Source organism: Novosphingobium sp. MBES04 (genome assembly GCF_000813185.1).
GTDB lineage: Bacteria > Pseudomonadota > Alphaproteobacteria > Sphingomonadales > Sphingomonadaceae > Novosphingobium > Novosphingobium decolorationis.
Window position 1 is genome coordinate 1,761,013 of sequence record NZ_DF850489.1, and the last position, 23,841, is coordinate 1,784,853.

Here is a 23,841-nt window from a genome sequence, read left to right on the forward strand (position 1 = left end):
GCCCGGGCGCCGGATGAGCGGCAGGGCTGTGCGCTTCACCGCAAGCATGGATTGCAGTTAGGCACAGGCGGTGCGATAGGCAAGCCATGCTCCCAGCCGCATCGTCTCCCCTGCAAGCCATTTTTTCCCGCTTGCGACCTGTTTCGCTGAACGCTCTCACGCTTGCCCTCGCCACGGGGGGAGCCGCTGCGCTTCTGCCTGCAAGCGCCGCAGCGCAGGACTTGACCCGCACACCGGGAACGGCCCCGATCACCGAGGCGCCTCCCGAACCCGCGCCCGCGACCGAAGAGGCCGTCCCGGTCGCCTTCGAAGCCGATGTTGTGGAATACGACGAGAACGGCGAGAGCGTGACCGCCAGCGGCAACGTCGTGCTGCGCCGCGACGGGCAATCGGTGCGCGCCGATTCGGTCACCTGGAACCGCACCAGCGGCAAGATCCTGGCGAACGGCAACGTGCGCCTCGTCGACGAACGCGGCAACCAGGTCTTCAGCGACGAGGTCGAACTCACGGACGAATTGAAGACCGGCATGCTGGAAAACCTGCTGCTGGTCCTGCGCGAAGGTGGACGCCTCGCGGCAAAGGACGGCCAGCGCCTGGGCAACGGCGATGTCATCCTGAACCATGCCGCCTACACCGGCTGCTCGGTCGTGGGCCGCGGCGAATGCCCCAAGGAGCCGACCTGGAAGGTCGTCGCCAAGAGCGTGACCTATTCCGAGGCCGAGCAGCGCGTGCGCTTCAGCGACGCGCGCCTTGAACTGTTCGGAGCCCTGCAACTGCCCCTGCTGGGTCTGACCATCAGCACCGACGGCGATGCGGTCTCGGGCTTCCTCATCCCGGACCTGCGCTCCTCGCCCTCGAACGGCATCGAAGTCGGCATTCCTTACTATTGGAAGATCGACAAGAACCGCGACATCACGGGCACGCTGCACCTCTTCACCGAATCCGCCCCGATGGGCTCGGTCGAATACCGCGCGCTGACCGACAAGGGCGCCTACCAGATCACCGGCTACGCGACCTCGAGCGAGCGCATCCCGATCTATGGGGCCACCGGCAGCCCGACCGGCAGCAGCGCCTTTCGCGGCTATGTCGAGGCCAACGGCAAGTTCCAGCTGAGCGAGCACTGGAGCGTGACCGGGTTCCTGCGCCGCGCGACCGACCGCACGTTCCTGCGCCGCTACGACATCAGCCGCGATGACCGCTTGCGCTCGCTCGTCGAGCTCGAACGGATCGACGCGAAGAGCTACCTCTCGATTGCGGGCTATGCCACGCAGACCATGCAGTCGACCCGCGACCAGGGCCAGATCCCGATTGCCCTGCCCGCCATCGACTACCGCCGCCGATTCAAGGACCCGGTGGCAGGCGGGCGCATCGAGACCCAGCTCAACGCCCTCGCGCTCACCCGCACCGATGGCCAGGACACCCAGCGCGCCTTTGCCAGCGCACAGTGGTCGCGCCGCGAAGTCACCGGAATGGGCCAGATCGTCACCGCAACCGCCCTCGTGCGCGGCGACATCTACCATTCCGACGAGAACTACGGGACGAACACCTTCCTCTACCGCGGCCAGCCGGGATGGCAGACGCGCGGCGTGGCCCTTGCCGCGCTCGATGTCGAATGGCCGATGGTGGGCGAAGTCTTCGGCGGGCAACAGGTCCTGACCCCGCGCGTCCAGTTCGTCGCCGCGCCTGATACGCCCAATCTCTCGATCCCCAACGAGGATGCGCGCGCGATCGAGCTGGAGACGAGCAACCTCTTCGCGCTCAACCGCTTCCCCGGCTACGACCGGATCGAGGACGGCACGCGCATGACCTATGGCCTGGACTGGCGCTTCGAGCGTTCGCGCTGGCGCATCACCTCGCAGATTGGCCAGAGCATCCGCATGTCGGGCGATGACAACATCGCCCCCGACGGCACCGGCTTTACCGGCACGTTTTCGGACATCGTGGGCCGTACCGAGCTGCGCTATCGCAACTTCGTACGCCTGATCCACCGCTTCCGCCTCGACAAGTCCAGCCTGGCGGTGCGCCGCAACGAGATCGACGCGGTGATCGGCAATTCCAAGACCTACATCGAAGTCGGCTACACCGACCTCAACCGCAACATCTACACCGTCGACCTGCCCGACGATTCCGAACTCGGCCGCGTGGAAGACCTTCGCGACCGGCAGGAGCTTCGCGCTGCGGGCCGCGTGGCCTTCGCCCGTCACTGGTCGGTGTTCGGCTCGGCCGTCATCAACCTGACCGATGCCAGTGAGGATCCGGTTACGAGGTCGGACGGTTTTCAGCCGCTGCGCACCCGCTTCGGCGCCTCCTACGAGGACGACTGCTTGCGTGTCGGCTTCACCTGGCGGCGCGATTATATCTCGAACGGCGACGCACGCAGCGGCAACTCGTTCCTGATCAGCTTCAGCCTCAAGAACATTGGCCTGCATTGAGGGGCCTGCATTGAGGGGCCTGCATTGAAGGACCCCGCATTCAACGGCCCTGCACGGACTGCCTGCCACGCCCGGCGTTGGCAGCAGTCCACAAAGCCGCTATCGGGTGAGCGCATTTTCCGATAAGCCCCGCCGCGACAGCTTGCGTTAAGCCGTTCTGCGGCAGGTTGGCGCATCCATGTCCGCACTTAGCAGGCGGACGACACATTTTTCCGCCTCGGGCGGAGCCACCCTTCGGGGGTGGCCGAATACGGGATTGAAATCACGGTGGTAGCAGTCAATCGCAACAGGTTCCTGAAGCGCACTCTGGCCGGCGTTGCCTCGCTCGCCGTCCTTGCGGGCGTGCTGGGCACGGGCGCTGCGAGCGCGCAGTCCGCCCCCCAGGGCGCGATCGTCATCCCCGACGACGTCAAGATCTTCGGCAACGACAACCCCAACGTGCGCAAGGCAACCGCAGTGGTGAACGGTGACGTCATCACCGGCACCGACGTTGACCAACGCCTCGCGCTGATCCTCGCGGCCAACCAGAACGAGCTGAGCGAAGAAGACCAGAAGCGCCTGCGCCTCCAGGTCCTGCGCAACCTCATCGACGAAACGCTCCAGATCCAGGAAGCGGAGGCCAACGAGGTCGAGGTCGCCCAGGCCGAGATCGACCAGTCCTATGCCCGCGTCGCAGCCCAGAACTTCGACCAGGACACCTCGGCGATGGACGCCTACCTCAAGCGCATCGGCTCCTCGGCCGAATCGCTCAAGCGCCAGATCCGTGGCGAGATGTCCTGGCAGCGCCTTCTCCAGCGCAACATCGCCCCCTTCATCAACGTTTCCGAGGACGAGGTGAACGAGACGATCCAGCGCCTCGAAGCCTCCAAGGGCACCGAGGAATACCGCATCGGCGAGATCTACCTTGCCGCCCCCGCCGAAGCGCGCGAGCAGGTCTACAACAACGCCTCGCAGATCGTGCAGCAGATCCGCGAAGGCGGCAGCTTCGTTGCCTATGCGCGCCAGTACTCGCAAGCCTCGACCGCCGCGGTCGGCGGCGATCTTGGCTGGATTCGCCTCGCACAGCTTCCCACCGAGCTTGCCACGGTCGCGCGCGAGATGCAGCCCGGCCAGCTCGTTGGCCCGGTCGAAGTCCCCGGCGGCTTCGACATCCTCTACCTCATCGACAAGCGCCAGGTCCTGACCGCCGATCCGCGCGATGCGATCCTCTCGCTCAAGCAGATCTCGATCACCTTCCCCAAGGGCACGACCGAGGCCCAGGCCGGGCAGCGCGCCGAGGATTTCGCCAAGACGATCCAGAGCGCCAAGGGCTGCGGCAACGTCGAGGAAGTCGCCGCCACCATCGGCGCGCAGGTCGTCACCAACGACCAGGTCAAGGCGCGCGACCTGCCCGCCCAGATCCAGTCGGCGATCCTCCAGCTCTCGCCGGGTGAAAGCCTGCCCCCGTTTGGCTCGCTCGAAGACGGCGTGCGCATGCTCATGCTGTGCGGCCGCGACGATCCGCAGTCGAGCAGCGGCCCCAACTTCGACCAGCTCATGGCGCAGATGGAAGACGAACGCATCAACAAGCGCGCGCAGATGTACCTGCGCGACCTTCGTCGCGATGCCGTCATCGAGTACAACTGACGCAAGGCCGAAACGCTGAGCCGATGGACAGCCCTGCCCCCGCTCCGACCGTGACTCCGACTGGGACGAGGCCAAGCGCCGCGCCCGTCGCGGTCTCGCTCGGCGATCCGGCGGGGATCGCCCCCGAGCTGATCGCCGAAGCCTGGCTGCAGCGCCGCGCGGCGGGACTCTCGCCCTTCTTCACGGTCGGCGGAGCCCTGACGCTGGGCATGGCCGCCGCCTCGCGCGGACATACCCTGCCCGTGCGCCAGATCGAGCGTCCGGCCCAGGCACTCGAGATCTTCGAGGAGGCATTGCCTGTTCTGGGCGAAGCCGACTGCGCGCCGCAGTTCGGAGCGCCCGACGAGGCGGGCGCGCGCCTTGCCCTTCATTCGCTGACCGAGGCAACCGACCTTGCGCGCACCGGCGCGGCAGGCGCGGTCGTGACGGGCCCGATTGCCAAGGCGCGGCTTGCGACCGTCGGTTTCGCCCATCCGGGACAGACCGAGTTTCTGGCCGAGGCCTGCGCGCTGGGCCCCGACGATGCCGTGATGATGCTCGCCGGACCCAACTTGCGCACCGTGCCGCTGACCGTGCATGAACCGCTTGCCCGTGTTCCCGGACTGATCACGCCGGAACTCATCACCCACAAGGCCCGCATCGTTGCCCGCGCGCTGGTGCGTGACTTTGGCCTTGTGACCCCGCGTATCGCGATCACTGGCCTCAACCCGCACGCGGGCGAGGACGGGCGCATGGGCGAGGAGGAAATCCACGTCATCGCGCCCGCCATTGCCCAGCTCCAGGCCGAGGGGCTGGCCGTCACCGGCCCGCACCCGGCCGACGCGCTGTTCGCCGCGCACGAGCGTTCAGGATACGACGTGGCCTTGTGCATGTACCACGACCAGGCGCTGATCCCGATCAAGACGCTCGACTTCGACGCCGGCGTCAACGTGACGCTCGGCCTTCCCATCATCCGCACTTCGCCCGACCATGGCACCGCCTTTGGCATCGCGGGCCGCAACATCGCGAGCCCCGGCGCCATGATCGCGGCGCTGCGCATGGCCGGCGAATGCGCCGCCCGCCGCGCTGCGGGCCTTCTTCCATGAGCGATCCCCTGCCATGAGCACGCTTCCCCCCTTGCGCGAGGTTATCGCCCGCCACGGCCTCTCCGCCTCGAAGGCGCTGGGCCAGAACTTCCTCTTCGACGAGCAGCTGCTCGACCGCATTGCCGCCATTCCCGGATCGCTCGCGGGTGAGAAGGTGCTCGAGGTCGGCCCCGGTCCTGGCGGCCTCACCCGCGCGCTCCTGCGCGCAGGGGCCGAGGTTACCGCGATCGAGATGGACCGGCGCTGCCTCCCCGCCCTCGCCGAAGTGGAAGCCGCCTTTCCCGGCAAGCTCAAGGTGATCGAGGGCGATGCGATGAAGATCGCGCCCGCCACGCTCTTCGACGGGCCCTACCACATCGTCGCGAACCTGCCCTACAACGTGGGCACCGCGCTGTTCACGGGCTGGCTTTCGGGCGAGGAATGGCCGCCGCAGTGGCGCTCGCTCACGCTCATGTTCCAGGAAGAGGTCGCCCGGCGCATCGTCGCCGAGACGAACACCTCAGCCTACGGGCGCCTTGCCGTGCTTGCGCAATGGCGCGCCAAGGCAAAGCTGGCGCTCAAGGTCCACCGCAGCGCCTTCACCCCGCCGCCCAAGGTCATGTCCGCCATCGTGCACGTGGTACCCGGCGAAGCCCCCGAAGGCGTCTCGATGCGCCTGCTCGAGCGCGTAACAGAGGCCGCTTTCGGACAGCGCCGCAAGATGCTGCGTCAGAGCCTCAAGAGCGTGCCCGGCGCGCTCGCCGCGCTCGAGGAGATCGGCATCGATCCGCAGCGCCGCGCGGAAACGCTCTCGGTCGCCGAGTTCGTGGCGATTGCCCGCACATTGGGTCAGTCAAGGAGCGCGTAAAGCGTCGTCGGTACGCCCATCCCGGGCGGCGCGCTCAGGCGCGAAATCGCGAGCAGCGTGCAGAGTAGCGCAAGGACCAACAGCGCCCCATTGAGCACGCGGCCCGATGGCGGCCCCTCGTGGATGATCGTTCGCAGGATACCGCGAGGCCCCCTATAGCTGTCACCGCGATGGGCCATCGGCGGCGGCCCCGCGGGTAGCAACCGGCCCACTTGCAGCGCCGTAACGTCAATCGTCTCGCGAAACGCGATACCGCAGCGATCCGCCCCGCGCCAGCGCACCTGACCATCAAGATGACGACCGGCCACCCTCAGGGAAACCGCCGTTCCGCGTGGTGGCGGCGTATCGAGGAGAGCCAGAACGCCTCCCGACGCGGCATTCAGCAGGGTCACGGGGCAGTCGCGATCACCGACCTCGAGAATGGCCTCCAGATCCAGATCGATCCGCTCTTCGCGACGCTGTTTGTGGAACGGCATGGCAAGACCCTTTTGCGTAACGCGCCAGCTGCGTCTGCCCATCAATCTACCAGAAAATGCTATCCTGCAGATTAAAAAACGGAAACCTGCGCAAGACCTGAACTATCGGATCATTCCAACCGGTACGAATTTCTGCACCCTGCGCCCGGTTCCAACCTCGGTTGTATAGACATTGCCGCGGCTATCGACCGCCACGGAATGAAGCCAGAAGAACTGGCCAGGATAGCGCCCGACGCGTCCGAAATTCCCGATCACCTCGCCGCTCTCGCGCCCCAGGATCCAGACCTTCGCATTGGCCATATCGGCGACGTACATATAGGTCCCGTCGGGCGAAAAGGCGACGTCCGAGGCCGAGCGCAGTCCTCCGGTCCCCGGCGCGATGACAATGTCGCGGACAAACTCCAGCCCACCCGAGGCCTCCCCATCGCCCTGGGTTTCGCGAAAGACTTGGATGCGGTTGTTGCGCCGATCGCAGACGTAGATGAGCCCCTCCGGCCCCCGCTCCACGCAGTGCACGATGTCACCGAAGGAGCGCGAGGCAGGATCCGCGCCGCCATCGCCGGTGCTGGCGGCCTGGCTCTGGTCGAATGGCTGCGCGCGCGTTCCACCTCCGGGCCTGGCACCATACGCCCCCCAGAACCGCAGGAACGACAGGTCCTTCTCCCTCAACTGCACGATCCGCTTGTTGATATAGCCATCGGAGACCAGCACGCTGTCCCCGTCGGCGAAGACATCGGACGGATTGCCGAGATAGCGCGCACTCTCGTTACCTTCGCTTTTCCCGCGCTGGCCGAACTGGCGCAGAAACCGGCCATCGGCAGTGAACTGAAGGACGACGTGATCGTCCTTCCCATTCCCGCCGACCCAGACCGTGCCATCGCGCGCGGCAAAGAGGCCGTGGACATTGTCCGGCCATTGCGAAGTCCCCCCGATCTCGGGAGCGTGGCTTTTCCCGCCCCAAGCGCGGCGCAGCGTGCCATCTGGCGCGAAATTGATGACGTGGGGCGCGGGACGGCAGCAGCTGAGCGTCGTGGGGGGATCGGCGGCCAGCCCCGCCTCGTGCACGTCAAGCGAATTGGGCCGCTGGACGATCCACACGCTGTCGTCGGGCCCGACCGAGAGCCCCGGGATCTGTCCCAGGATCGTGTCGGCCGGAAGTCGTGGCCAGTTCGCATCCGCCTTGAAGCGCGGCATCGGGACGGCAGGAGCCAGGTGCTCGCTCTCGACCGCAACCAGCGCGGCCTCAGGATCACCCTGTCCTGAAACCGCAGCGCCTGTGCAAAGCGCCACGCTGCCCAGCAGCACGCCAAGCGACAGACGAAGAGAGCGTCGTAGAGCCATGAAAAATCCTCCCGGCAGCAGCCCTTGGCGGGCCTTGTGCACGGGAGGATACCTTTCAGGCGGCGGCGCGCCTAGCCCTGCCCTGCGAGCAGGACCAGACGGCCACAGAGATCAGGCCGCGAGGACCAGCGACTTCTTCTTGAGGCGCCAGGCGTGCAGCAGGGGCTCGGTGTACCCGCTCGGCTGCTCGACACCCTTGAATACAAGGTCGCACGCCGCCTGGAAGGCAAGGCTGCGCTCCCAGTTGCCGTCCATCGGTTCGTAGAGGGGATCGCCTGCATTCTGCGCATCGACCTTGGCCGCCATACGCTGCAGCGAATCCTGGACCTGTTCGCGGGTACACACCCCGTGCAGCAGCCAGTTGGCCATGTGCTGGCTGGAGATGCGCAAGGTCGCGCGGTCTTCCATCAGGCCCACATCGTTGATGTCGGGAACCTTGGAGCAGCCGACACCCTGGTCGATCCAGCGCACGACATAGCCCAGCAGCCCTTGCGCGTTGTTGTCCAGCTCCTCGCGGATCTCCTCGGGCGACCAGTTGGCCCCGTTGGCGAGCGGGATCTGGAGCAACTGGTCGAGCCCAGGGATCGCCTCCTGCGCAATTTCCTCGCGCAGGCCGAAGACGTCGACCTGGTGGTAATGCATGGCGTGGAGCGTCGCGGCCGTGGGCGACGGAACCCAGGCGGTGTTGGCGCCGGTGCGCGGGTGGCCGATCTTCTGCGCGAGCATGTCGTGCATCCTGTCGGGCGCGGCCCACATGCCCTTGCCGATCTGCGCGATACCGGACAGGCCGTGCTTGAGGCCGATCGCGACGTTGCGCGTCTCGTAGGCGGCAATCCAGGTCGAGCCCTTGATGTCGGCCTTGCGGATCATCGGCCCGGCCCGCATCGAGGTGTGGATCTCGTCGCCGGTGCGGTCGAGGAAGCCGGTGTTGATGAAGACGACACGCTCCTTCACCGCTGCGATGCAGGCGGCCAGGTTCGCCGAGGTGCGGCGCTCCTCATCCATGACGCCAACCTTGATGGTGTGACGATCAAGACCGAGAAGATCCTCAACCGCGTTGAACAGATCGTCGGTGAAGGCGCATTCCTCGGGCCCGTGCATCTTGGGCTTCACGATATAGATGGAGCCCTGGCGGCTGTTGCCGTACCGCGTCAGCCCCTTCACGTCCTGCGTCGAGATGGCGCTGGTGACGACGGCATCGAGAATACCCTCGGGGATCTCGCTCCCATCGGGCAGCAGGACCGCCGGGTTGGTCATCAGGTGACCGACATTGCGGACGAACAGCAGCGAGCGGCCGGGAAGCGCGGTGCGCTCACCTTCACGCGTCACCATCTGCGTGTCGGGCGCGAGCGTGCGGGTCTGAGTCTTTCCGCCCTTCTCGAAGGTGTCGGACAGATCCCCGCGGATGACGCCCAGCCAGTTCGCATAGGCCGCGATCTTGTCCTCGGCATCGACCGCGGCAACCGAATCCTCCAGATCGACGATCGTCGTGAGTGCAGCTTCGAGCACGATGTCGGACAGGCCCATACGATCCCCCTGCCCAACCGGGCTTTGGGGATCGAAGACAAGCTCGATGGTGAGGCCGTTGTTGGTGAAGACCAGGCCCTTTTCCGTCTCGCCCAGGTACTGGGTCTCGTCGGCAAGTTCGCGCTCCGCAACATCGCTGAGGTCGGCCCAGGAGCCGTGTGCCAGCGGGATCGCGCGGTCCAGGAAATCACGTCCGGCCGCGATGACAGCACTCCCGCGCTGCGGATCGTAGCCCGGCCCCTGCGCGGGCGGCGCGTCGAGCGCATCGGTGCCATAGAAGGCATCGTAAAGGCTGCCGCGGCGCGCATTGGCCGCGTTGAGGAGGAAGCGCGCGTTGAGAACGGGCACGACCAGCTGCGGCCCGGCCATCGTCGCGATCTCGGGATCGACGTTCTTCGTGGCGATGGTGAAGTCCCCCGGCTCGGGGACGAGGTAGCCGATCTCGCGCAGGAAGGCCTCGTAGGCCTGCGCGTCAAGCGGCTGGCCAGCGCGCTCGCCGTGCCAGACATCGATGCGCGCCTGCAGATCCTCGCGCGTTTGCAGCAGCGCGCGGTTACGCGGCGCGTATTCGCCCACAAGTGTGGCAAAGCCATTCCAGAACGCATCCGCGTCCTGGCCGATCGGGGGCAGAACCTCGTTCTCGATGAACTGCGCGAGAGCTGCATCGACGCGAAGGCCGCAGCGTTCGATCCTCTTGGTCATAAATCCTCACACCATGATGCGCGCGAGCTCGATCCGAGTCGGGCGCACTTCAGACAGTACCATGTATGTCCTGGGGAGGATTGAGCGCCCTATGCCGCAAATTCGCGCGATGCGCAAGTCTCGGCAAGGCGCAAGGCGCGCACGTTCCATCGGAAACGGTGTAGCCTCGTATTACACCGGGCGTCGGCATGCCTTACAAGTAAGGAGCTGTTAGTGATCGAGTCCCCCGGGATCGCGGTACTGGCACGCCCCTTGCTTGACAGGAGGGGCGCCAAGAGGATGGAAATGCTTCGAAAAGTCGCCCGCCTGTTCGTTATCAAGACCCATTGGGAAGCGTACATGATCATCTACGCTCTGGCGACGGGCGCCGTGCAGCGTGGACAGGCCTATCTCGTGCAGTTTCCCGGGACCGGGGGCAAGCTCCTCTTCCTCGCCTGCACGGGCGCGGTCTTCATGGCCGGCGCCAAGATCCTCGACTGCATCAAGTATGAGAAGGCCGCGCTTCTCGCCCGGCCTAGGTACGGCACGCCCAATGTCGCGACCATCCGCCACAGCGCGCCGCAGGACGATGCCCTTACCGCAGGACGCGAAGCGGCCTGACGCCGCGCGGCGGCGCGGTATCGCAAACCATCTCGAAATGTCGGAAACGGTGGGGTGATTCTGTTGCCAGGCTCACCCCGGGCCCCTGGAATCCGCTTCTGTTGCCCGGTGGGTCCAACCGCGCTTTAGCTTTGTAACTTCAGGGCGTTAGCCCCTAGAATTACGCGGCGAGAGCGAGTGCTTCGTTGTCGTTGGCACTTATGAGTTTTGAGCCTTTAACGGGTTACTCAGCCCGGACGAAAACACCGCTTTTCAACACACGTCGATCCTAGTTCGGCCCCGTCAACACCCCTGCGACAACAGGGTTGTCCCGCCCTTCCAAGGAAGCTGCGGGACGGGTGATGGTGGAGCCGCCGGGTACCGCCCCCGGGTCCGCTGTGCCTATTGCACGGTACACTTTATCGTCATAGTCGGCCGAAACCGACAGCTGCCCATATAGGGCGTTTTCCCGGAATGTGAAGGGCGTGTGTCACGCCATCGGAGGCGCTTTCCCCGACTTGCGCAGTTCCTCCAGAATTTCGCGCAGCGTGTCGAGCTGGGGATCGGTGGGAACAGCGGGTGCCTCCGCGGTGACCTCGGCCTCCTTCTTCTTGGCTTCCATCTCGTCGATCACCTTGTTGATCGTGCGCACCAGCATGAAGAGGACCGCAGCGATGATGAGGAAGTTGATGATCTGCGTGATGAACACGCCATACCCGATCATCGCGACGCCCGCCGCCTTGAGCGCGGTGTAGTCGGTAAGCGAGCCGGTATAATCTGCCGGGATCTCGCCCAGCAGGATGAAGTACTTGGAGAAGTCGAGATCGCCCATCAGGGCCCCGATGACGGGCATGATCACGTTCTCGGTGAGCGAGGTCACGATCTTGCCGAACGCGGCGCCAATCATCACGCCGACCGCCAGGTCGAGCACGTTGCCGCGCGAAATGAACTTCTTGAATTCTTCGAAGACTGTCATGCCTTTGCCCCATGGTGAACACGATGGCGGAACTATGCACAGCCAGCCCCAGCACACAAAGGTTTGTTGACGCCCGCCAACGCGGGAGCGTGCGTTTTGTTGCCCGCAGCATGACCCGCTGCGGTTGAACCGTCATCCCCGGACGCTATCTAGGCTATATCGTGGAGAGTCTTCGCCTTCCCGTGCGAGGACTTCAAGTGGAGGACATACCCCAATGACCCTGTCGAACGCGGCCCGCAAGGGACGTATCCTGCTCGTCGGCCTCGCGGCGCTCTCGCTTGCGGCCTGCGGCTTCAACTCGGTGCCCACCAAGCAGGAAGCGGCCAAGGCCAAGTGGGCGGACGTCGAAGCCAACTTCCAGCGCCGCGCGAACCTTGTCCCCAACCTCGCCGCCGTCGCCAAGGGCGCGGCCGAGCAGGAGAAGGAAATCCTCACCGGCGTCACCGAGGCCCGCGCCAAGGCGACCTCGATCCAGATCACCGGCGATGACCTCGGCGATCCGGCCAAGATGGAGCAGTTCTCGCAGGCGCAGAGCCAGCTCTCGGCCGGTCTGGGCCGCCTGATGGCCAGCTTCGAGGCTATCCCAACATCACGTCGAACGAGAATTACCGCATGCTGCAAAGCCAGCTGGAAGGTACTGAAAACCGCATCGCGGTCTCGATCCGCGACTACAATGCGGCCGTCCAGGACTACAACACCGAGGTGCGCACCTTCCCCTCGATGATCGGCGCGCAGCTGCGCGGTGCGGATCCGCTGGTCCCCTACAAGGCGACCACGCCCAACGCGGACGTAGCCCCTTCCCTCGAAGGCAAGCTCTGATCCGGTGACCCGTCTCCGGCAGGTTTTCGCCGCTCTCGCGCTGGCCCTGTGCTCCCTGCTCTTCGTGCAAGGGGCTCAGGCCGCGCCGCAGTTTCCCAAGCTTACGGGCCGCGTGGTCGACCAGGCCGGGATCATTCCCGACGCCGAGGAAGCGCGTCTGACCCAGCAGCTCGCCGCGCTGGAAAAGCAGTCCGGCCGCCAGCTCGTGGTGGCCACGATCCCCGATCTCCAAGGCTACGACATTTCCGACTACGGCTACCAGCTGGGCCGTGCCTGGGGGATCGGCCAGAAGGAGACGAACAACGGCGCGCTTCTGATCGTCGCGCCCAACGCGCGCAAGGTCCGGATCGAGGTCGGCTATGGCCTGGAGCCGATCCTGACCGACGGCATGAGCCGTCTCATCATCGACGAAAACATCCTGCCCGCCTTCAAGAAAGGCGACTACCCCGGCGGCATCGCGGCCGGAACAGCCGCCATTGCCAAGCTCATCATGCTCCCGCCCGAAGAGGCGCGCAAACTGGCCGAGCAGGCCGACCAACAGGCGCGCGAGGGCGGCAGCGGCATCTCGGCCGGCACCGTATTCTTCATCCTTCTCGTTCTCTTCTTCGTCGTCGCCCCCATGGTCAACGAGGCCCGGGGCGGGCGCGGACGGCGCCGTTCGAGCGGTCCCGGTTTCATCTGGATCCCTGGCGGTGGCTGGGGCGATGATGACGACCACTGGGGCGGCGGAGGCGGCTTCGGTGGCGGGGGCGGCTTTGGCGGCGGCGGATTTTCCGGCGGCGGCGGCAGCTTCGGCGGTGGCGGCGCGAGCGGCAGCTGGTAGGAGAGACGAGAATGAAACCTGCTCCCACCTATCTTACCGAGGCCGATCACGCGCAGATCAGCGCGGCGGTTGCGAAGGCCGAACTGCAGAGCGCGGGCGAGATCGTCACGATCCTCGCGGACCGTTCGGACGGCTACACCGATGTCGCGCTGACCTGGTGCGCGGGCGTGGCGCTGCTGGCCCTCGCCGCGCTCAGCCTTTTCCCCGAGTTCTACATGGGGCTTTACGACTGGGCGCTCGCCGACTGGGGCCACGAATGGACACCGCGCGCGATCGTGGGTCTGGCCGCAGGCTTTGCCACGCTCAAGTTCGCGGGCGCCTACCTGCTGCAGCTGTGGACGCCGCTCAAGTTCGCCGTGATTCCGGGCCCTGTGAAGACCGCCCGCGTCCACGAGCGCGCCGTGCGCGCCTTCCGCATCGGCGCCGAGCAGCGCACCGTGGGGCGTACCGGCGTCCTCATCTACCTCTCCATGCGCGAACACCGCGCCGAGATCGTCGCCGACCAGGCTATCGCCACCAAGGTGGACCCCGAGGTCTGGGGCGATGCCATGCAGGCGATGCTGGGCCACGTGCGCGAAGGACGCGTCGCGGACGGCATGTGTGCGGCTGTTCTCAAGGTGGGCACCATCGTCGCGCCGCACTTCCCGCGCGCGGACGATGACATCAACGAACTTCCCGACAGGCTGATCGAAGTATGACCCTTCCCCCCGACGCCGATGCTCCCGAGGAAATCCGCTGGGAGGGACGTTTCATCACCGCCAAGACCCGGGGGCGCTGGGAGTTCGTCGGCCGCGCCCGCGGCATCAAGCTGCGGTGATCCTCGCCATAGACGAGGAGGACAACGTGATCCTTGTCGACCAGTACCGCGTGCCGCTCCAGCGCCGGTGCCTCGAACTTCCCGCAGGCCTTGTCGGCGATGAAAGCGACATGGCGGACGAAGACCCGGCCAATGCCGCCATCCGCGAGCTGGAGGAAGAGACCGGCTACCGGGCCGGGACCATGGAGAACATGGGTGAGTTCTTCTCCTCGCCGGGCATGGTGAGCGAGAGCTTCACGCTCTTTCGTGCCCGCGATCTCGTCAAGGTCGGCGAGGGTGGCGGAGTGGACGATGAAGACATCGTGGTGCACCGCGTGCCCCTGTCCCGGATCGGCGAGGTCATCGCGGACTTTCGCGCGAAGGACTATGCGATGGATGTGAAGATGCTCGCGCTGCTCGGCCCCGCGCTCCTGCGCTGACACGCCAGCCATGCGCACCCGGCCAGGCATCTGCCAGCGCAAGAAGCGCTTTGTGAATGAGGAAGAGGCCCTGCGCGTGGCCGAAAAGGCGCCCTTCCCTTTGCGCCCCTATCGCTGCGAACTGTGCGGGAACATCCACCTGACTGGGCGGACAAAGGGCATGAAGCTACCCGCCTTCGAGTTGGCCCGGCGGCGTGCTGCGAAGGCGGCCCGCGAGGATGCCGCGCGCTAGAGCGTCGTCAGGATCGCGCCGAAGTCCTTGCCCCCGCCACCGCTTTCGACAAACGCCTCGTAGATCGCCTTGGCGTGCTCGCCCAGAGGAACACTGGCGCCTGCCCCTTCGGCTCCTGCCATCGCCAGCTTCAGGTCCTTGAGCATGAGCGCGGCGGCGAAACCACCCGCATAATCGTTGTCGGCCGGGCTCGCCGCCCCCACCCCCGCCATCGGCGTATAATCGTTGAGCGACCAGCAATAGCCGGTCGATTTCGACGAGATGTCGTAGAAGATCTGCGGATCGAGCCCGGCCTTGTCGGCCAGCTTGAGCGCCTCGCAGGTGCCGATCATGTGTACCGCCAGCAGCATGTTGTTGCACATCTTTGCGATCTGTCCGGCGCCGCTTTCGCCCGCACGGATCACGGCCTTGGCCATGGGTTCAAGGACCGGCTCGGCGCGCGCAAAGGCCTCATCCGAGCCGCCAACCATGAAGGTCAGCGTCCCCGCGCTTGCCGCCGCGATCCCGCCCGAAACGGGCGCATCGACCATCGGGTGGCCCGCCTCCCGCGCCAGCAGGGTGACCTCGCGCGCGGTCTCCAGATCAATGGTCGAGCAGTCGATCAGCACCGCGCCTTTCGGTGCCACGCCGAGCACCTCCTGCGTGAGCACTGCCTTCACGATGGCGCCGTTGGGGAGCATCGAGAGGACCGCTTCGGCCCCCGCGACAGCCTCTTCCACGCTCGCGCACGGCGTGCAGCCCTGCTCGGCGGCGCGGGCCAGCGCCTCGGCCGAGAGGTCGAAGGCACGGACCGCGTGGCCCGCCTTGACCAGGTTCGCGGCCATGCCGCCGCCCATGTTGCCAAGTCCGATGAAGGCGATGTTCATTGCACAACTCTCCCGTCTTCGGGGGCGACGTCTTCGCCGTCCCCCCGGTGATCTTCCCAAGCTATCCCGCGCGGTAACCCGCGGTTACTTGCCCTTCCAGACGCCCGGACGCTTCTCGACGAAGGCCGCCATGCCCTCGGTCTTGTCCTCGGTGCCCGCGATGACCTGGAAGATGCGGCGCTCCATCAGGAGCCCGGCATCGAGCGTGGTTTCAAAGGCGACGTTCACCGCTTCCTTGTTCGCCTTGACCGCGAGCGGGGGCAGCGAAGCGATCTTCTCGGCGGCCTTCATCGCCTCGTCGAGAAGCTGATCGGCGGGCACGATGCGCGCGACAAGGCCCGCACGCTCGGCTTCTTCGGCATCCATCATGCGCCCCGTCAGGCACAGGTCCATGGCCTTGGACTTGCCCACTGCGCGGGCAAGGCGCTGCGAGCCGCCCATGCCCGGAATGACGCCGAGCGTGATCTCGGGCTGGCCGAACTTCGCGTTCTCCGAGGCGATGATGAAGTCGGCCATCATCGCGACCTCGCAGCCACCGCCCAGCGCAAAGCCGTTGACGGCCGCGATCCAGGGCTTTCGGGTCGCCTTGACGACCTTGCTCGTCCACTCGGAGAAGAAGTCCTCCGAGAAGAATTCCGCGCCCGACTTGGTTGCCATCTCCTTGATGTCCGCGCCTGCGGCAAAGGCCTTTTCGCCAGCCCCCGTCACCACCGCGCAGCCCTGCGTGGGGTCTGCCTCGAACGCGGCCATGGCAGCCACCATCTCGGTCATCACGGTCGAATTGAGCGCGTTCAGCGCCTTGGGACGGTTGAGCGTGATAAGCGTGACAGCGCCCCGGGTCTCGACCAGGAGGGTTTCGTAGGTGGGCTCGGTCATAGGGGATTCCATTCCTCGGTTGGGGCAAGCGGCGCGAAGATGGCCGCGATGGCCGCATCTGTCACGCCCTCGGGCGTCGCCGGGTTCCAGGCCGGCGCATTGTCCTTGTCAACGATGACCGCGCGCACGCCCTCGGCAAAATCGGGCAGGACCAGCACGCGTGCCGCGATCCGGTATTCCATCGCCATCTCGTCGGCGAAGCTCTCCAGCGTCAGGGACTGGGCGAGTTCGTGCAACGCGACCTTGCAGGCCTGCGGGCTCTTGGTGCGCAGCGTGGCCAGTTCCTTCGCGGCCCATTCGCTGTCGTCGGCTTCGAGCGAGGCGATGATTTCTTCCAGTGTATCGAAGGCGAAGTGCCGCGCGATCCGCGCTTCATTGGCCGCGACCTTGGCCTGCGAGGGACGCTCCGAGAGTTCCGAAAGAACAGTCTCGATCCCCTCCCCCTCGCCGATCCGGCGCTTGGCCTCATCCTGCGCCGAAACAGGCAGATAATGCGTGGCAAGACCAGTGTAGAGGCATTCTGCCCCGTCAAACCGCGCGCCGGTCAGCGCCAGGAAATGGCCGATCCGCCCCGACAGGCGCGAGAGGTACCACCCCCCGCCCACATCCGGGAACAGACCGATGCCGGTTTCGGGCATGGCAAAGCGCGTGTTCTCGGTCGCTACACGGTAGGTCGCGGGCTGGGCGATACCCACGCCCCCGCCCATCGTGATCCCGTCCATGAAGGCCACGACCGGCTTGGCGTACGTGAACAGCAGGTGGTTGAGACGGTATTCGTGCAGGAAGAAGCGGCGGCCCGAAATGCCGCCGTCCTCCAGCGCCGAGCGGCGCAGGAGGTTGATGTCGCCCCCCGCACAGAAACCCCGTCCTTGCGCGTGCTCGATAATGACAACGCCCACGCTGTCGTCCTGGGCAAAAGCCTGGAGGGCCTCGATCATCGCCTCGCACATGGCCGTTGTCAGGGCGTGGATCGCCTTGGGACGGTTGAGCGATATAATGGCGGCAACACCCTCGCGCCGGGTCAGCACTTCATCAGTCATTTCATCACCCTAACGCCTAGTTCAGGAGGTCGCGACCGATAATCATGCGCATGACCTCGTTCGTGCCCTCGAGGATGCGATGGACGCGCAGATCCCGCCAGAAGCGCTCGATGGGGTAATCACGCAGGTAACCGTAGCCACCGAAAAGCTGGAGCGCGCGGTCGACCACCGAGGAGCCGGTGTCGGTCGCCATCATCTTGGCCATGGCGGCAAAGCGGGTCTTGTCAGGCGCCCCGGCCGTGACCTTGGCCGCCGCCAGATAAAGAAGCGCGCGCGCGGCCTCGAGTTCGGTCGCCATCTCGGCAAGCTGGAACTGCGTGTTCTGGAACGCGGCGAGCGGCTGGTCGAACTGCTTGCGGTCCTTCACGTAGGCAATCGCCTCATCGAGACAGCGCTGCGCACCGCCAAGCGAACAGGCCCCGATGTTGAGACGCCCACCGTCGAGCCCGGCCATCGCGAACTTGAAGCCATCGCCTTCCGCGCCCACGCGGTTGGCGGCGGGGACCCGGCAATCCTCGAGGATCACTTGGGCGGTGGGCGAGGCGTTCCAGCCCAGCTTCTTCTCGGGCGCGCCGAAGGAGAGGCCCTCCATGCCTTTTTCCAGGAGGAAGCAGGAGATCCCGCGCGTTTTGTGCTCTCCCGTGCGCGCCATGACGAGGTAGATATCGTTCACCCCGCCGCCGGAGATGAACTGCTTGGTGCCGTTGAGAACATAGTCGTCGCCCTCACGCCGCGCGGTGGTCTTGAGCGCGGCCGCGTCCGAGCCGGAGGAGGGTTCGGTGAGGCAATACGACGCAATCGTCTCCATCGCGACAAGACCGGGGAGATAACGCTCTTTCAGCGCGGCATCGCCAAAGCTGTCGAGCATCCAGGTCGCCATGTTGTGGATGGAGATATAGGCGCTCGTCGCCGGGCACCCATAGGCCATCGCCTCCATGATGAGCGCGGCCTCCAGCCGGCCAAGCCCGATGCCCCCGCCCTCTTCCGAGACATAGATCGCCCCGAAGCCGAGTTCACCCGCCGCCTTCCAGACATCGACGGGGTAATGGGCGCTCTCATCCCATTCGGCCGCGAACGGGGTGATCTTCTCGGCGGTGAACTTCGCGGCCATGTCGCGGATCGCGACCTGGTCCTCGCTGAAGGCAAAGGGATCGGTCATCTTCGTTCAGGGCTCTCTCATCGAATTGCGGCCTCTTACGGGCACTTGGTGTAGGTCAGCGGCTCAGGCGCGGCGTCCGCGCCCTTGTCGGTGCGCACGAGGGTGGCGCCCCCGTCGGGCGAACGCAAGGTGACATCGAGGTCCCAGGTCTGCCCCTCCCCTTCGAAGGCGAAGGCACCTGTCACCGCGTTCTCGGCAATGGACTCGATCTCGCCCAGATCCGCCATCGATTCGTAGAATTCCAGATCCTTCGCACCGACCGTCATCAACCCCTTGGCCGCGGCCGGATCGCCCGTGCAATCCAGCTTCACCAGCCCCCAGCGTCCACGCAGCATCGGCGGGATCGAGGTGGTGTCGGCGAGGTCGGTTGCCGAGGCCGTGGGTTCGGGCAGTGCCGGTTCGCTCATCCCGCCCGCCCCGGCCGCCGCAGTTTCGCTGGCGGCTCCCTGCGGTTCAGGTTCGGAGGAGCAGGCCGCAAGCAGCGCGACGAGAGGAAAGGCGAGAACGAGGCCGCGAGGTATCATGGAGCACTCCTGCAAGGCTGGACCGGCCGGCGCGGCCGACGAGAAGACATGCGACAAGAACCCCCGTTCCCCCGTTCGTGTTCCTTCTTGCTGCGCGGGCAGCGACTTTCCAAGTTCAGGCCTCAGGCCATCGTCGGGATGATGAAGGCGCTGTCGCCTGCCCCGCCGCCATCGGGCCAGCGCTGGGTGACGAGCTTGGTCTTCGTCCAGAACCGCAACCCTTCCATCCCGTACTGGTTGTGATCGCCGAAGGCCGAGCGCTTCCAGCCCCCGAAGCTGTGGTAGGAGACCGGCACCGGGATGGGCACGTTGATGCCGACCATGCCCACCTCGACACGGGCGGCAAATTCGCGCGCGGCATGACCGTTGCGCGTAAAGATGGCCACACCGTTGCCGTACTGATGGCGCGAGGGAAGCGCGAGCGCCTCCTCGAAGCTCTCCGCCCGGACAATCTGGAGCACCGGCCCGAAGATCTCCTCCTTGTAGGCCGACATCTCGGGCGTCACCCGGTCGAACAGCGTAGGGCCAAGGAAATAGCCCTCCTCAAAGCCCTGGAGCGTGAAGCCGCGTCCGTCCGTGACCAGCTCGGCGCCTTCCTTGACGCCGGTTGCAATCCAGTCCTCGATCCGCGCCTTGTGCTGCGCGGTGACGACGGGCCCGTACTGCGCCTCGGGATCGGTCGAGATACCGACCTTGAGCCCTTCAATGGCGCGAACGAGCCGGGCGCGCAGAGCCTCGGCGGTATCCTCGCCCACGGGCACGACGACAGGGAGCGCCATGCAGCGTTCGCCCGCCGAACCGAAGGCCGCGCCGACAAGGTCCTCGACGGTGCGATCCAGGTCGGCATCGGGCATGACGATGGCGTGGTTCTTCGCCCCGCCCATCGCCTGGACGCGCTTTCCGGCCGCACTGCCCCGGCTGTAGACATAGTGCGCGATGTCCGAAGACCCGACGAAGCTGACCGCCGCGATATCAGGGTGATCGAGGATCGCATCGACCATGACCTTGTCGCCGTGGACCACCTGCAGCACGCCTTCCGGCGCGCCCGCCTCGCGGAACAGTTCGCACAGACGGTTGGGCACCGAAGGGTCGCGCTCGGAAGGCTTGAGAATGAAGGTATTGCCGCAGGCGATGGCGGGCGCGAACATCCACATGGGGATCATCGCGGGAAAGTTGAACGGAGTGATCCCCGCGCCCACGCCGAGCGGCTGGCGCATCGAATAGACATCGATGCCCGGCCCTGCGCCAAGGCTGTAGTCACCCTTCAACGCCTGTGGGATGCCGCAGCAGAATTCAACCACCTCAAGCCCGCGCTGGATATCGCCCTTGGCATCCTCGACCACCTTGCCGTGCTCGCTGGAGAGGAGCTCGGCCAGCTCCTGCATGTTCGCCTCGATCAGCTGCTTGAAGGCGAACAGCACGCGCGCCCGCTTTTGCGGGTTGAGCGCGGCCCAGGCGGGCTGGGCTTCCTTCGCGGCCGCGACGGCGCGGTCCAGGACGGCATCCTCTCCCAGGACGACTTCTGCCTGAACCACACCGCGATTGGGATCGTACACTGGTGCAGTCCGGGGCGCTCCGAAGCCGCCGCCCGCACCGCCTGCGATCCTGTGTTCGATCCGTCGCATCCTCTCTCCTCTCATCGTCGCCATGGGTAGCGCCCAAAGGCGCTCCCACATGCGCTGTGCCGCATCTTTTCAAGTTTGGCTGCAACCGGGATAGGACCCGCCGAATTTGCAGGCAAGGTGCAGTTTTGTAATACTGGATTGCAAATTTGCAGTCACGATCATACCCGCGAACGCAAGGTGTCTCATGCCCATTTCCGACGCCGACTGGAGCGACTTCCAGGCCTTCCTTGCCATCGCCCGCAGCGGCCAGCTGGCCCGTGCGGCCCGGCGCCTCGGCGTCAACCCGACCACGATGGGCCGCCGCCTGCGCCGTCTCGAAGCGGCGCTAGGCACCACCCTCTTCGAGCAGACCCGCACCGGGCAGGTCCTCACCGAAGCGGGCGAGGCGCTGCTCGCCGCGGTCGAGCAGATGGACCGCGCCGCAGCCGGTATCACGGGTTCTGACGAAGGCGAGGACGGGCTGACCGGCACCTTGCGGATCGGTACGCCGGAAGCTTCGCCACCGACTTTCTCAGCCCCCGCCTCGCGCAGTTCCAGTCACGTCACCCCGGCCTTGCGATCGACCTTGTCTCCGCGCCCGGCGAGGCGCTCAGTCCCGGGCGGCGCGAGGCCGACGTCGCCATTGTCCTCGCCCGACCGCGCAAGGGCCCGCTCGTTGCGCACAAGCTCGCCGACTATGCGCTCGGCCTCTACGCTTCGGCGGATTACCTTGCCGCGCACGGCGTTCCCCGGGCGCCCGCTGACCTCCTCGAAGGGCACCGCCTCGTGGGGTACATTCCCGACCGGCTCCACGCGCCCGAACTGCGCTATCTCGACGAGGTCCATCCCGCCCTGAAAGCCAGCCTGCGCGCGCCCAGCATCACCGCGCAGCACAGCCTCATTGCCAACGGCGCCGGTGTCGGGGTGCTCCCAGCCTTCATGGCCCACACCGATCCCCGCCTCGTCCCGGTGCTGTCCGAGGTTCGGTTAGAGCGCGCCTTCTGGTTCGTCACACACGAGGATATCCGCCGTTTGCCGCGCATCCGCGCCTTCCGGCAATGGCTTGACGAAACGGTCCGTGCGGGCGAGGAGGTCCTCATGCCGCGAGGCGCACGCGCCGCGCCCGAAAACGCACGTAAAAAGGAACTCCCATCTTGACGACAACCACGATCGATCCGGCCGAATTCCGCAAGGTCCTCGGCAGCTACCCGACGGGTGTGTGCGTCATCACCGCGCTGGACGGCGAGAAGCCGGCCGGCATGGTCGTCGGCTCGTTCACCTCGGTCTCGCTCGATCCGCCGCTTGTCGGCTTCTTCCCGGACAAGTCCTCCTCGTCCTGGCCGCTGATCGAGAAGCACGGCCACTTCTGCGTCAACGTCATGGGCTCGGACCAGCAGGACGTGTGCCGCTCGGTCGCGGCCAAGGGCGCCGAGAAGTTCGTCGGCGTCGACTACGTCCTCTCGGACAACAAGCTGCCGGTCATCGCCAACTCGATCGCCAGCATCGAGTGCGAGCTCTACTCGGTCACCGAGGCGGGCGACCACTGGTTCGTACTGGGCCAGGTGCTGAAGATGGAGACCGTGCGCAACGAGGATCCCATGCTCTTCCACCGCGGCCGTTACGGCGGTTTTGCAGAGCGCATGTAAGCGCTGCCTACAACGCGGAACCGAAAAGGCCGCGCCCCCGGATGGGAGGCGCGGCCTTTTTCATGGGGCCTGCCGATCCGCCTCAGGTGCCGGGCGTCGGTGCCGGATCGGTCTTGGGCAGCCGGTGCGTCTTGTGTCGTTTGAGCCCGATCAGCGGGCGCAGCGGCCCGACCTCGCGCCCGACGAGGTAGAACAGCCAGGACCCTATCGCGACAGAGCCGCACAGGATCGCGAACTCGGGAAGCGCGGTCAGCCCCCAGTCGCGGATCGGGTACATGACCAGGACCATGATCGTCTGGTGCGCGATGTAGACCGGGAACACCGCCTCGGACAGCGTCTGGCGCCAGGGGTGGTTGAAGTTCCAGAAGCGGTCCGCGATCCCGAACAGGGCGATGACCGCCGCCCAGCTCTCCACCGACTTGGCCAGGATCAGCGCGTGGCGCCATTCCTGGGGCGTCGCGATCCGGCCCGGGTAGAGCCAGGAATCACCCGCGACCCAGAAGAACCCGGCCATCGCGAGTACCGCGGCGATCGGCCACTGGCGCGCAATCGAGGCGCGAAGCGCCGACGAGCCGCGCAGGAGGAAGCCGAACAGGAACATGCCCCCATAATGGAGGTGTGCCGCACGGTCATTCAGCAAGTTGTGCATGTCCGTCCAGCCATAGGGCACGTAGTTGCGCACCAGGTAGACCAGCAGAATGCCCGCCGGGATCAGCAGTGGTCCGGCAAACAACCGCTCGAAACCAAGGCGCAGCGCCGCCTGCCAGGACGCGGGCAGCACCAGCATGATCCCGCACATCGCCAGCGTGTAGGCCAGCAGGTGGATCACGAACCACAGGTGCATGATGCGCGGCACGTATTCGTAGCGGATCTTCTGGAAGCTGAAGGCGTCGTGGAGGAAGTAGTAGAGGTAGCCGTGCTCGTATCCGCTGTTGACGAGACCCATGTAAGGCTGGGGCGGAACCACCACGATCAGCCCGAAGGCGAGCGGAATGCCCAGGCGCTTGATCCGGCTCCAGCCGAACTCGGATACCTGCCCCTTGTCGCGCGCCAGCAGCGCCGCGCTGGCATAGCCCGAGATCGCGAAGAGGAGCGCGAGGCGCCAGGCGCTCATGCCCAGAAGCGGGATCTCGGCCCACCACACCACGCCGCGCGTGGGCGTCTGGTAGCCCCACGCGGTGAAGGAATAGCCCACGTGGTAGAAGATCAGGAGGATGAACGCACCGATGCGCAGCCAGTCCATTCCGTAGTGACGCTGTGAAGGGGCGGGAGTCATCGAGGTACCATCTCAGAGCCGCTCGGGCGGCAGGAAGGTTGGTCCTTTAGGCGGGTTCGTCAGGCGGCGCAATTGCCGCCTCCCCGCGCGTGAGGCCGCAGTCGGAGGAACGAACCTCTCCGTTTCGGATCGAACACCCTTGGCCAGCG

20 protein-coding genes, 1 other RNA gene and 4 pseudogenes are annotated in these 23,841 nt (G+C 66.0%); 13 read left to right on the forward strand and 12 right to left on the reverse strand.

Annotated features, from left to right (window positions below; all coding sequences use genetic code 11):
* Positions 1-86: 86 nt before the first annotated feature.
* The 4 genes from MBENS4_RS21695 to rsmA all read left to right on the forward strand — a co-directional run bounded on the left by MBENS4_RS21695 (position 87) and on the right by rsmA (position 5,990).
* Entirely contained in the window at positions 87-2,432 is a 2,346-nt protein-coding gene (locus MBENS4_RS21695) for an LPS-assembly protein LptD (protein WP_039394704.1), read from the forward strand.
* Positions 2,433-2,699: 267 nt separating this feature from the next.
* Positions 2,700-4,058 (forward strand): peptidylprolyl isomerase, encoded by a 1,359-nt coding sequence (locus MBENS4_RS21700; protein ID WP_039395850.1) that lies wholly within the window; start codon positions 2,700-2,702, stop codon positions 4,056-4,058.
* 23 nt (positions 4,059-4,081) lie between these two features.
* The gene (gene pdxA / locus MBENS4_RS21705) at positions 4,082-5,143 is read left to right on the forward strand and encodes a 4-hydroxythreonine-4-phosphate dehydrogenase PdxA (RefSeq protein ID WP_052322604.1); all 1,062 of its coding nucleotides are present in this window, start codon (positions 4,082-4,084) and stop codon (positions 5,141-5,143) included.
* A 13-nt stretch (positions 5,144-5,156) separates the two neighbouring features.
* Positions 5,157-5,990, forward strand: a complete 834-nt coding sequence (gene rsmA, locus MBENS4_RS21710) for a 16S rRNA (adenine(1518)-N(6)/adenine(1519)-N(6))-dimethyltransferase RsmA (protein ID WP_039394707.1) — start codon at positions 5,157-5,159, stop codon at positions 5,988-5,990.
* Here the strand turns inward: rsmA and MBENS4_RS24425 are convergent.
* The 3 genes from MBENS4_RS24425 to MBENS4_RS21725 all read right to left on the reverse strand — a co-directional run bounded on the left by MBENS4_RS24425 (position 5,972) and on the right by MBENS4_RS21725 (position 10,036).
* Complete coding sequence (locus tag MBENS4_RS24425) at positions 5,972-6,466, reverse strand: PilZ domain-containing protein (RefSeq protein ID WP_052322605.1); 495 nt, start codon at positions 6,464-6,466, stop codon at positions 5,972-5,974. The two genes, rsmA and MBENS4_RS24425, sit on opposite strands and share 19 nt — an antisense overlap.
* A gap of 102 nt (positions 6,467-6,568) precedes the next feature.
* On the reverse strand, positions 6,569-7,807 hold the full coding sequence (locus tag MBENS4_RS21720) for a hypothetical protein (RefSeq protein ID WP_039394709.1): 1,239 nt from the start codon (positions 7,805-7,807) through the stop codon (positions 6,569-6,571).
* A gap of 111 nt (positions 7,808-7,918) precedes the next feature.
* Complete coding sequence (locus MBENS4_RS21725; RefSeq protein WP_039394712.1) at positions 7,919-10,036, reverse strand: malate synthase G; 2,118 nt, start codon at positions 10,034-10,036, stop codon at positions 7,919-7,921.
* A gap of 285 nt (positions 10,037-10,321) precedes the next feature.
* On the opposite strand from MBENS4_RS21725, the gene MBENS4_RS21730 reads away from it, so the two are divergent.
* Entirely contained in the window at positions 10,322-10,636 is a 315-nt protein-coding gene (locus MBENS4_RS21730) for a hypothetical protein (protein ID WP_242405046.1), read from the forward strand.
* 87 nt (positions 10,637-10,723) lie between these two features.
* On the opposite strand, the gene ssrA is transcribed toward MBENS4_RS21730, so the two are convergent.
* Positions 10,724-11,100: a transfer-messenger RNA gene (gene ssrA / locus MBENS4_RS24975) on the reverse strand.
* Between the two features lie 5 nt (positions 11,101-11,105).
* Complete coding sequence (gene mscL, locus MBENS4_RS21735) at positions 11,106-11,591, reverse strand: large conductance mechanosensitive channel protein MscL (RefSeq protein ID WP_039394715.1); 486 nt, start codon at positions 11,589-11,591, stop codon at positions 11,106-11,108.
* 214 nt (positions 11,592-11,805) lie between these two features.
* Here mscL and MBENS4_RS21740 point away from each other — a divergent pair.
* From MBENS4_RS21740 to MBENS4_RS21760, 5 genes and pseudogenes are all read left to right on the forward strand, one after another.
* A pseudogene (locus MBENS4_RS21740) lies at positions 11,806-12,410 on the forward strand (LemA family protein).
* A gap of 4 nt (positions 12,411-12,414) precedes the next feature.
* Positions 12,415-13,233, forward strand: a complete 819-nt coding sequence (locus tag MBENS4_RS21745; RefSeq protein ID WP_039394718.1) for a TPM domain-containing protein — start codon at positions 12,415-12,417, stop codon at positions 13,231-13,233.
* Between the two features lie 11 nt (positions 13,234-13,244).
* Positions 13,245-13,931, forward strand: a complete 687-nt coding sequence (locus MBENS4_RS21750) for a TPM domain-containing protein (RefSeq protein ID WP_039394721.1) — start codon at positions 13,245-13,247, stop codon at positions 13,929-13,931.
* Positions 13,928-14,469, forward strand: a pseudogene (locus tag MBENS4_RS21755) (NUDIX hydrolase). Before MBENS4_RS21750 ends, MBENS4_RS21755 begins: the two are co-directional and overlap by 4 nt.
* Positions 14,470-14,479: 10 nt before the next feature.
* On the forward strand, positions 14,480-14,701 hold the full coding sequence (locus MBENS4_RS21760; protein WP_039394724.1) for a hypothetical protein: 222 nt from the start codon (positions 14,480-14,482) through the stop codon (positions 14,699-14,701).
* Here the strand turns inward: MBENS4_RS21760 and mmsB are convergent.
* The 6 genes from mmsB to MBENS4_RS21790 form a co-directional block, all read right to left on the reverse strand.
* Positions 14,698-15,627: a 3-hydroxyisobutyrate dehydrogenase gene (gene mmsB / locus MBENS4_RS21765; RefSeq protein WP_255352690.1), complete on the reverse strand. Its 930-nt coding sequence runs from the start codon at positions 15,625-15,627 to the stop codon at positions 14,698-14,700. The genes MBENS4_RS21760 and mmsB overlap by 4 nt on opposite strands.
* A 24-nt stretch (positions 15,628-15,651) precedes the next feature.
* A complete protein-coding gene (locus MBENS4_RS21770) occupies positions 15,652-16,443 on the reverse strand; it encodes an enoyl-CoA hydratase-related protein (RefSeq protein ID WP_039394733.1) in 792 nt (263 codons plus the stop codon).
* The gene (locus MBENS4_RS21775) at positions 16,440-17,483 is read right to left on the reverse strand and encodes an enoyl-CoA hydratase/isomerase family protein (protein WP_039394738.1); all 1,044 of its coding nucleotides are present in this window, start codon (positions 17,481-17,483) and stop codon (positions 16,440-16,442) included. The genes MBENS4_RS21770 and MBENS4_RS21775 overlap by 4 nt, the downstream gene beginning before the upstream one ends.
* 16 nt (positions 17,484-17,499) lie before the next feature.
* Positions 17,500-18,642, reverse strand: coding sequence for an acyl-CoA dehydrogenase family protein (locus MBENS4_RS21780; RefSeq protein WP_039394741.1), 1,143 nt, complete (start codon positions 18,640-18,642; stop codon positions 17,500-17,502).
* Between the two features lie 35 nt (positions 18,643-18,677).
* Positions 18,678-19,166 carry a hypothetical protein gene (locus tag MBENS4_RS21785; protein ID WP_039394743.1) on the reverse strand — a complete coding sequence of 163 codons (489 nt, stop codon included), beginning with the start codon at positions 19,164-19,166 and terminating at the stop codon, positions 18,678-18,680.
* Positions 19,167-19,288: 122 nt separating this feature from the next.
* Complete coding sequence (locus tag MBENS4_RS21790; protein WP_039394746.1) at positions 19,289-20,791, reverse strand: CoA-acylating methylmalonate-semialdehyde dehydrogenase; 1,503 nt, start codon at positions 20,789-20,791, stop codon at positions 19,289-19,291.
* 184 nt (positions 20,792-20,975) lie between these two features.
* Here MBENS4_RS21790 and MBENS4_RS27495 point away from each other — a divergent pair.
* The 3 genes and pseudogenes from MBENS4_RS27495 to MBENS4_RS21800 form a co-directional block, all read left to right on the forward strand.
* Positions 20,976-21,116, forward strand: a pseudogene (locus MBENS4_RS27495) (helix-turn-helix domain-containing protein); the annotation flags it as partial.
* A 224-nt stretch (positions 21,117-21,340) separates the two neighbouring features.
* A pseudogene (locus MBENS4_RS27500) lies at positions 21,341-21,928 on the forward strand (LysR substrate-binding domain-containing protein); the annotation flags it as partial.
* A complete protein-coding gene (locus MBENS4_RS21800; RefSeq protein ID WP_039394749.1) occupies positions 21,925-22,416 on the forward strand; it encodes a flavin reductase family protein in 492 nt (163 codons plus the stop codon). The pseudogene MBENS4_RS27500 and the gene MBENS4_RS21800, both read left to right, overlap by 4 nt.
* A gap of 82 nt (positions 22,417-22,498) precedes the next feature.
* On the opposite strand, the gene MBENS4_RS21805 is transcribed toward MBENS4_RS21800, so the two are convergent.
* Positions 22,499-23,692 (reverse strand): acyltransferase family protein, encoded by a 1,194-nt coding sequence (locus MBENS4_RS21805; RefSeq protein ID WP_039394752.1) that lies wholly within the window; start codon positions 23,690-23,692, stop codon positions 22,499-22,501.
* Positions 23,693-23,841: the final 149 nt, after the last annotated feature.

Excerpts from the sequence above, each read along its gene's own strand:
- MBENS4_RS21695 (WP_039394704.1), top strand. The coding sequence starts at position 87 with ATGCTCCCAGCCGCATCGTCTCCCCTGCAAGCCATTTTTTCCCGCTTG.
- pdxA (WP_052322604.1), top strand. The coding sequence starts at position 4,082 with ATGGACAGCCCTGCCCCCGCTCCGACCGTGACTCCGACTGGGACGAGG.
- rsmA (WP_039394707.1), top strand. The coding sequence starts at position 5,157 with ATGAGCACGCTTCCCCCCTTGCGCGAGGTTATCGCCCGCCACGGCCTC.
- MBENS4_RS24425 (WP_052322605.1), bottom strand. The coding sequence starts at position 6,466 with ATGCCGTTCCACAAACAGCGTCGCGAAGAGCGGATCGATCTGGATCTG.
- MBENS4_RS21720 (WP_039394709.1), bottom strand. The coding sequence starts at position 7,807 with ATGGCTCTACGACGCTCTCTTCGTCTGTCGCTTGGCGTGCTGCTGGGC.
- MBENS4_RS21725 (WP_039394712.1), bottom strand. The coding sequence starts at position 10,036 with ATGACCAAGAGGATCGAACGCTGCGGCCTTCGCGTCGATGCAGCTCTC.
- MBENS4_RS21730 (WP_242405046.1), top strand. The coding sequence starts at position 10,322 with ATGCTTCGAAAAGTCGCCCGCCTGTTCGTTATCAAGACCCATTGGGAA.
- mscL (WP_039394715.1), bottom strand. The coding sequence starts at position 11,591 with ATGACAGTCTTCGAAGAATTCAAGAAGTTCATTTCGCGCGGCAACGTG.
- MBENS4_RS21750 (WP_039394721.1), top strand. The coding sequence starts at position 13,245 with ATGAAACCTGCTCCCACCTATCTTACCGAGGCCGATCACGCGCAGATC.
- MBENS4_RS21760 (WP_039394724.1), top strand. The coding sequence starts at position 14,480 with ATGCGCACCCGGCCAGGCATCTGCCAGCGCAAGAAGCGCTTTGTGAAT.
- MBENS4_RS21770 (WP_039394733.1), bottom strand. The coding sequence starts at position 16,443 with ATGACCGAGCCCACCTACGAAACCCTCCTGGTCGAGACCCGGGGCGCT.
- MBENS4_RS21775 (WP_039394738.1), bottom strand. The coding sequence starts at position 17,483 with ATGACTGATGAAGTGCTGACCCGGCGCGAGGGTGTTGCCGCCATTATA.
- MBENS4_RS21780 (WP_039394741.1), bottom strand. The coding sequence starts at position 18,642 with ATGACCGATCCCTTTGCCTTCAGCGAGGACCAGGTCGCGATCCGCGAC.
- MBENS4_RS21785 (WP_039394743.1), bottom strand. The coding sequence starts at position 19,166 with ATGATACCTCGCGGCCTCGTTCTCGCCTTTCCTCTCGTCGCGCTGCTT.
- MBENS4_RS21790 (WP_039394746.1), bottom strand. The coding sequence starts at position 20,791 with ATGCGACGGATCGAACACAGGATCGCAGGCGGTGCGGGCGGCGGCTTC.
- MBENS4_RS21805 (WP_039394752.1), bottom strand. The coding sequence starts at position 23,692 with ATGACTCCCGCCCCTTCACAGCGTCACTACGGAATGGACTGGCTGCGC.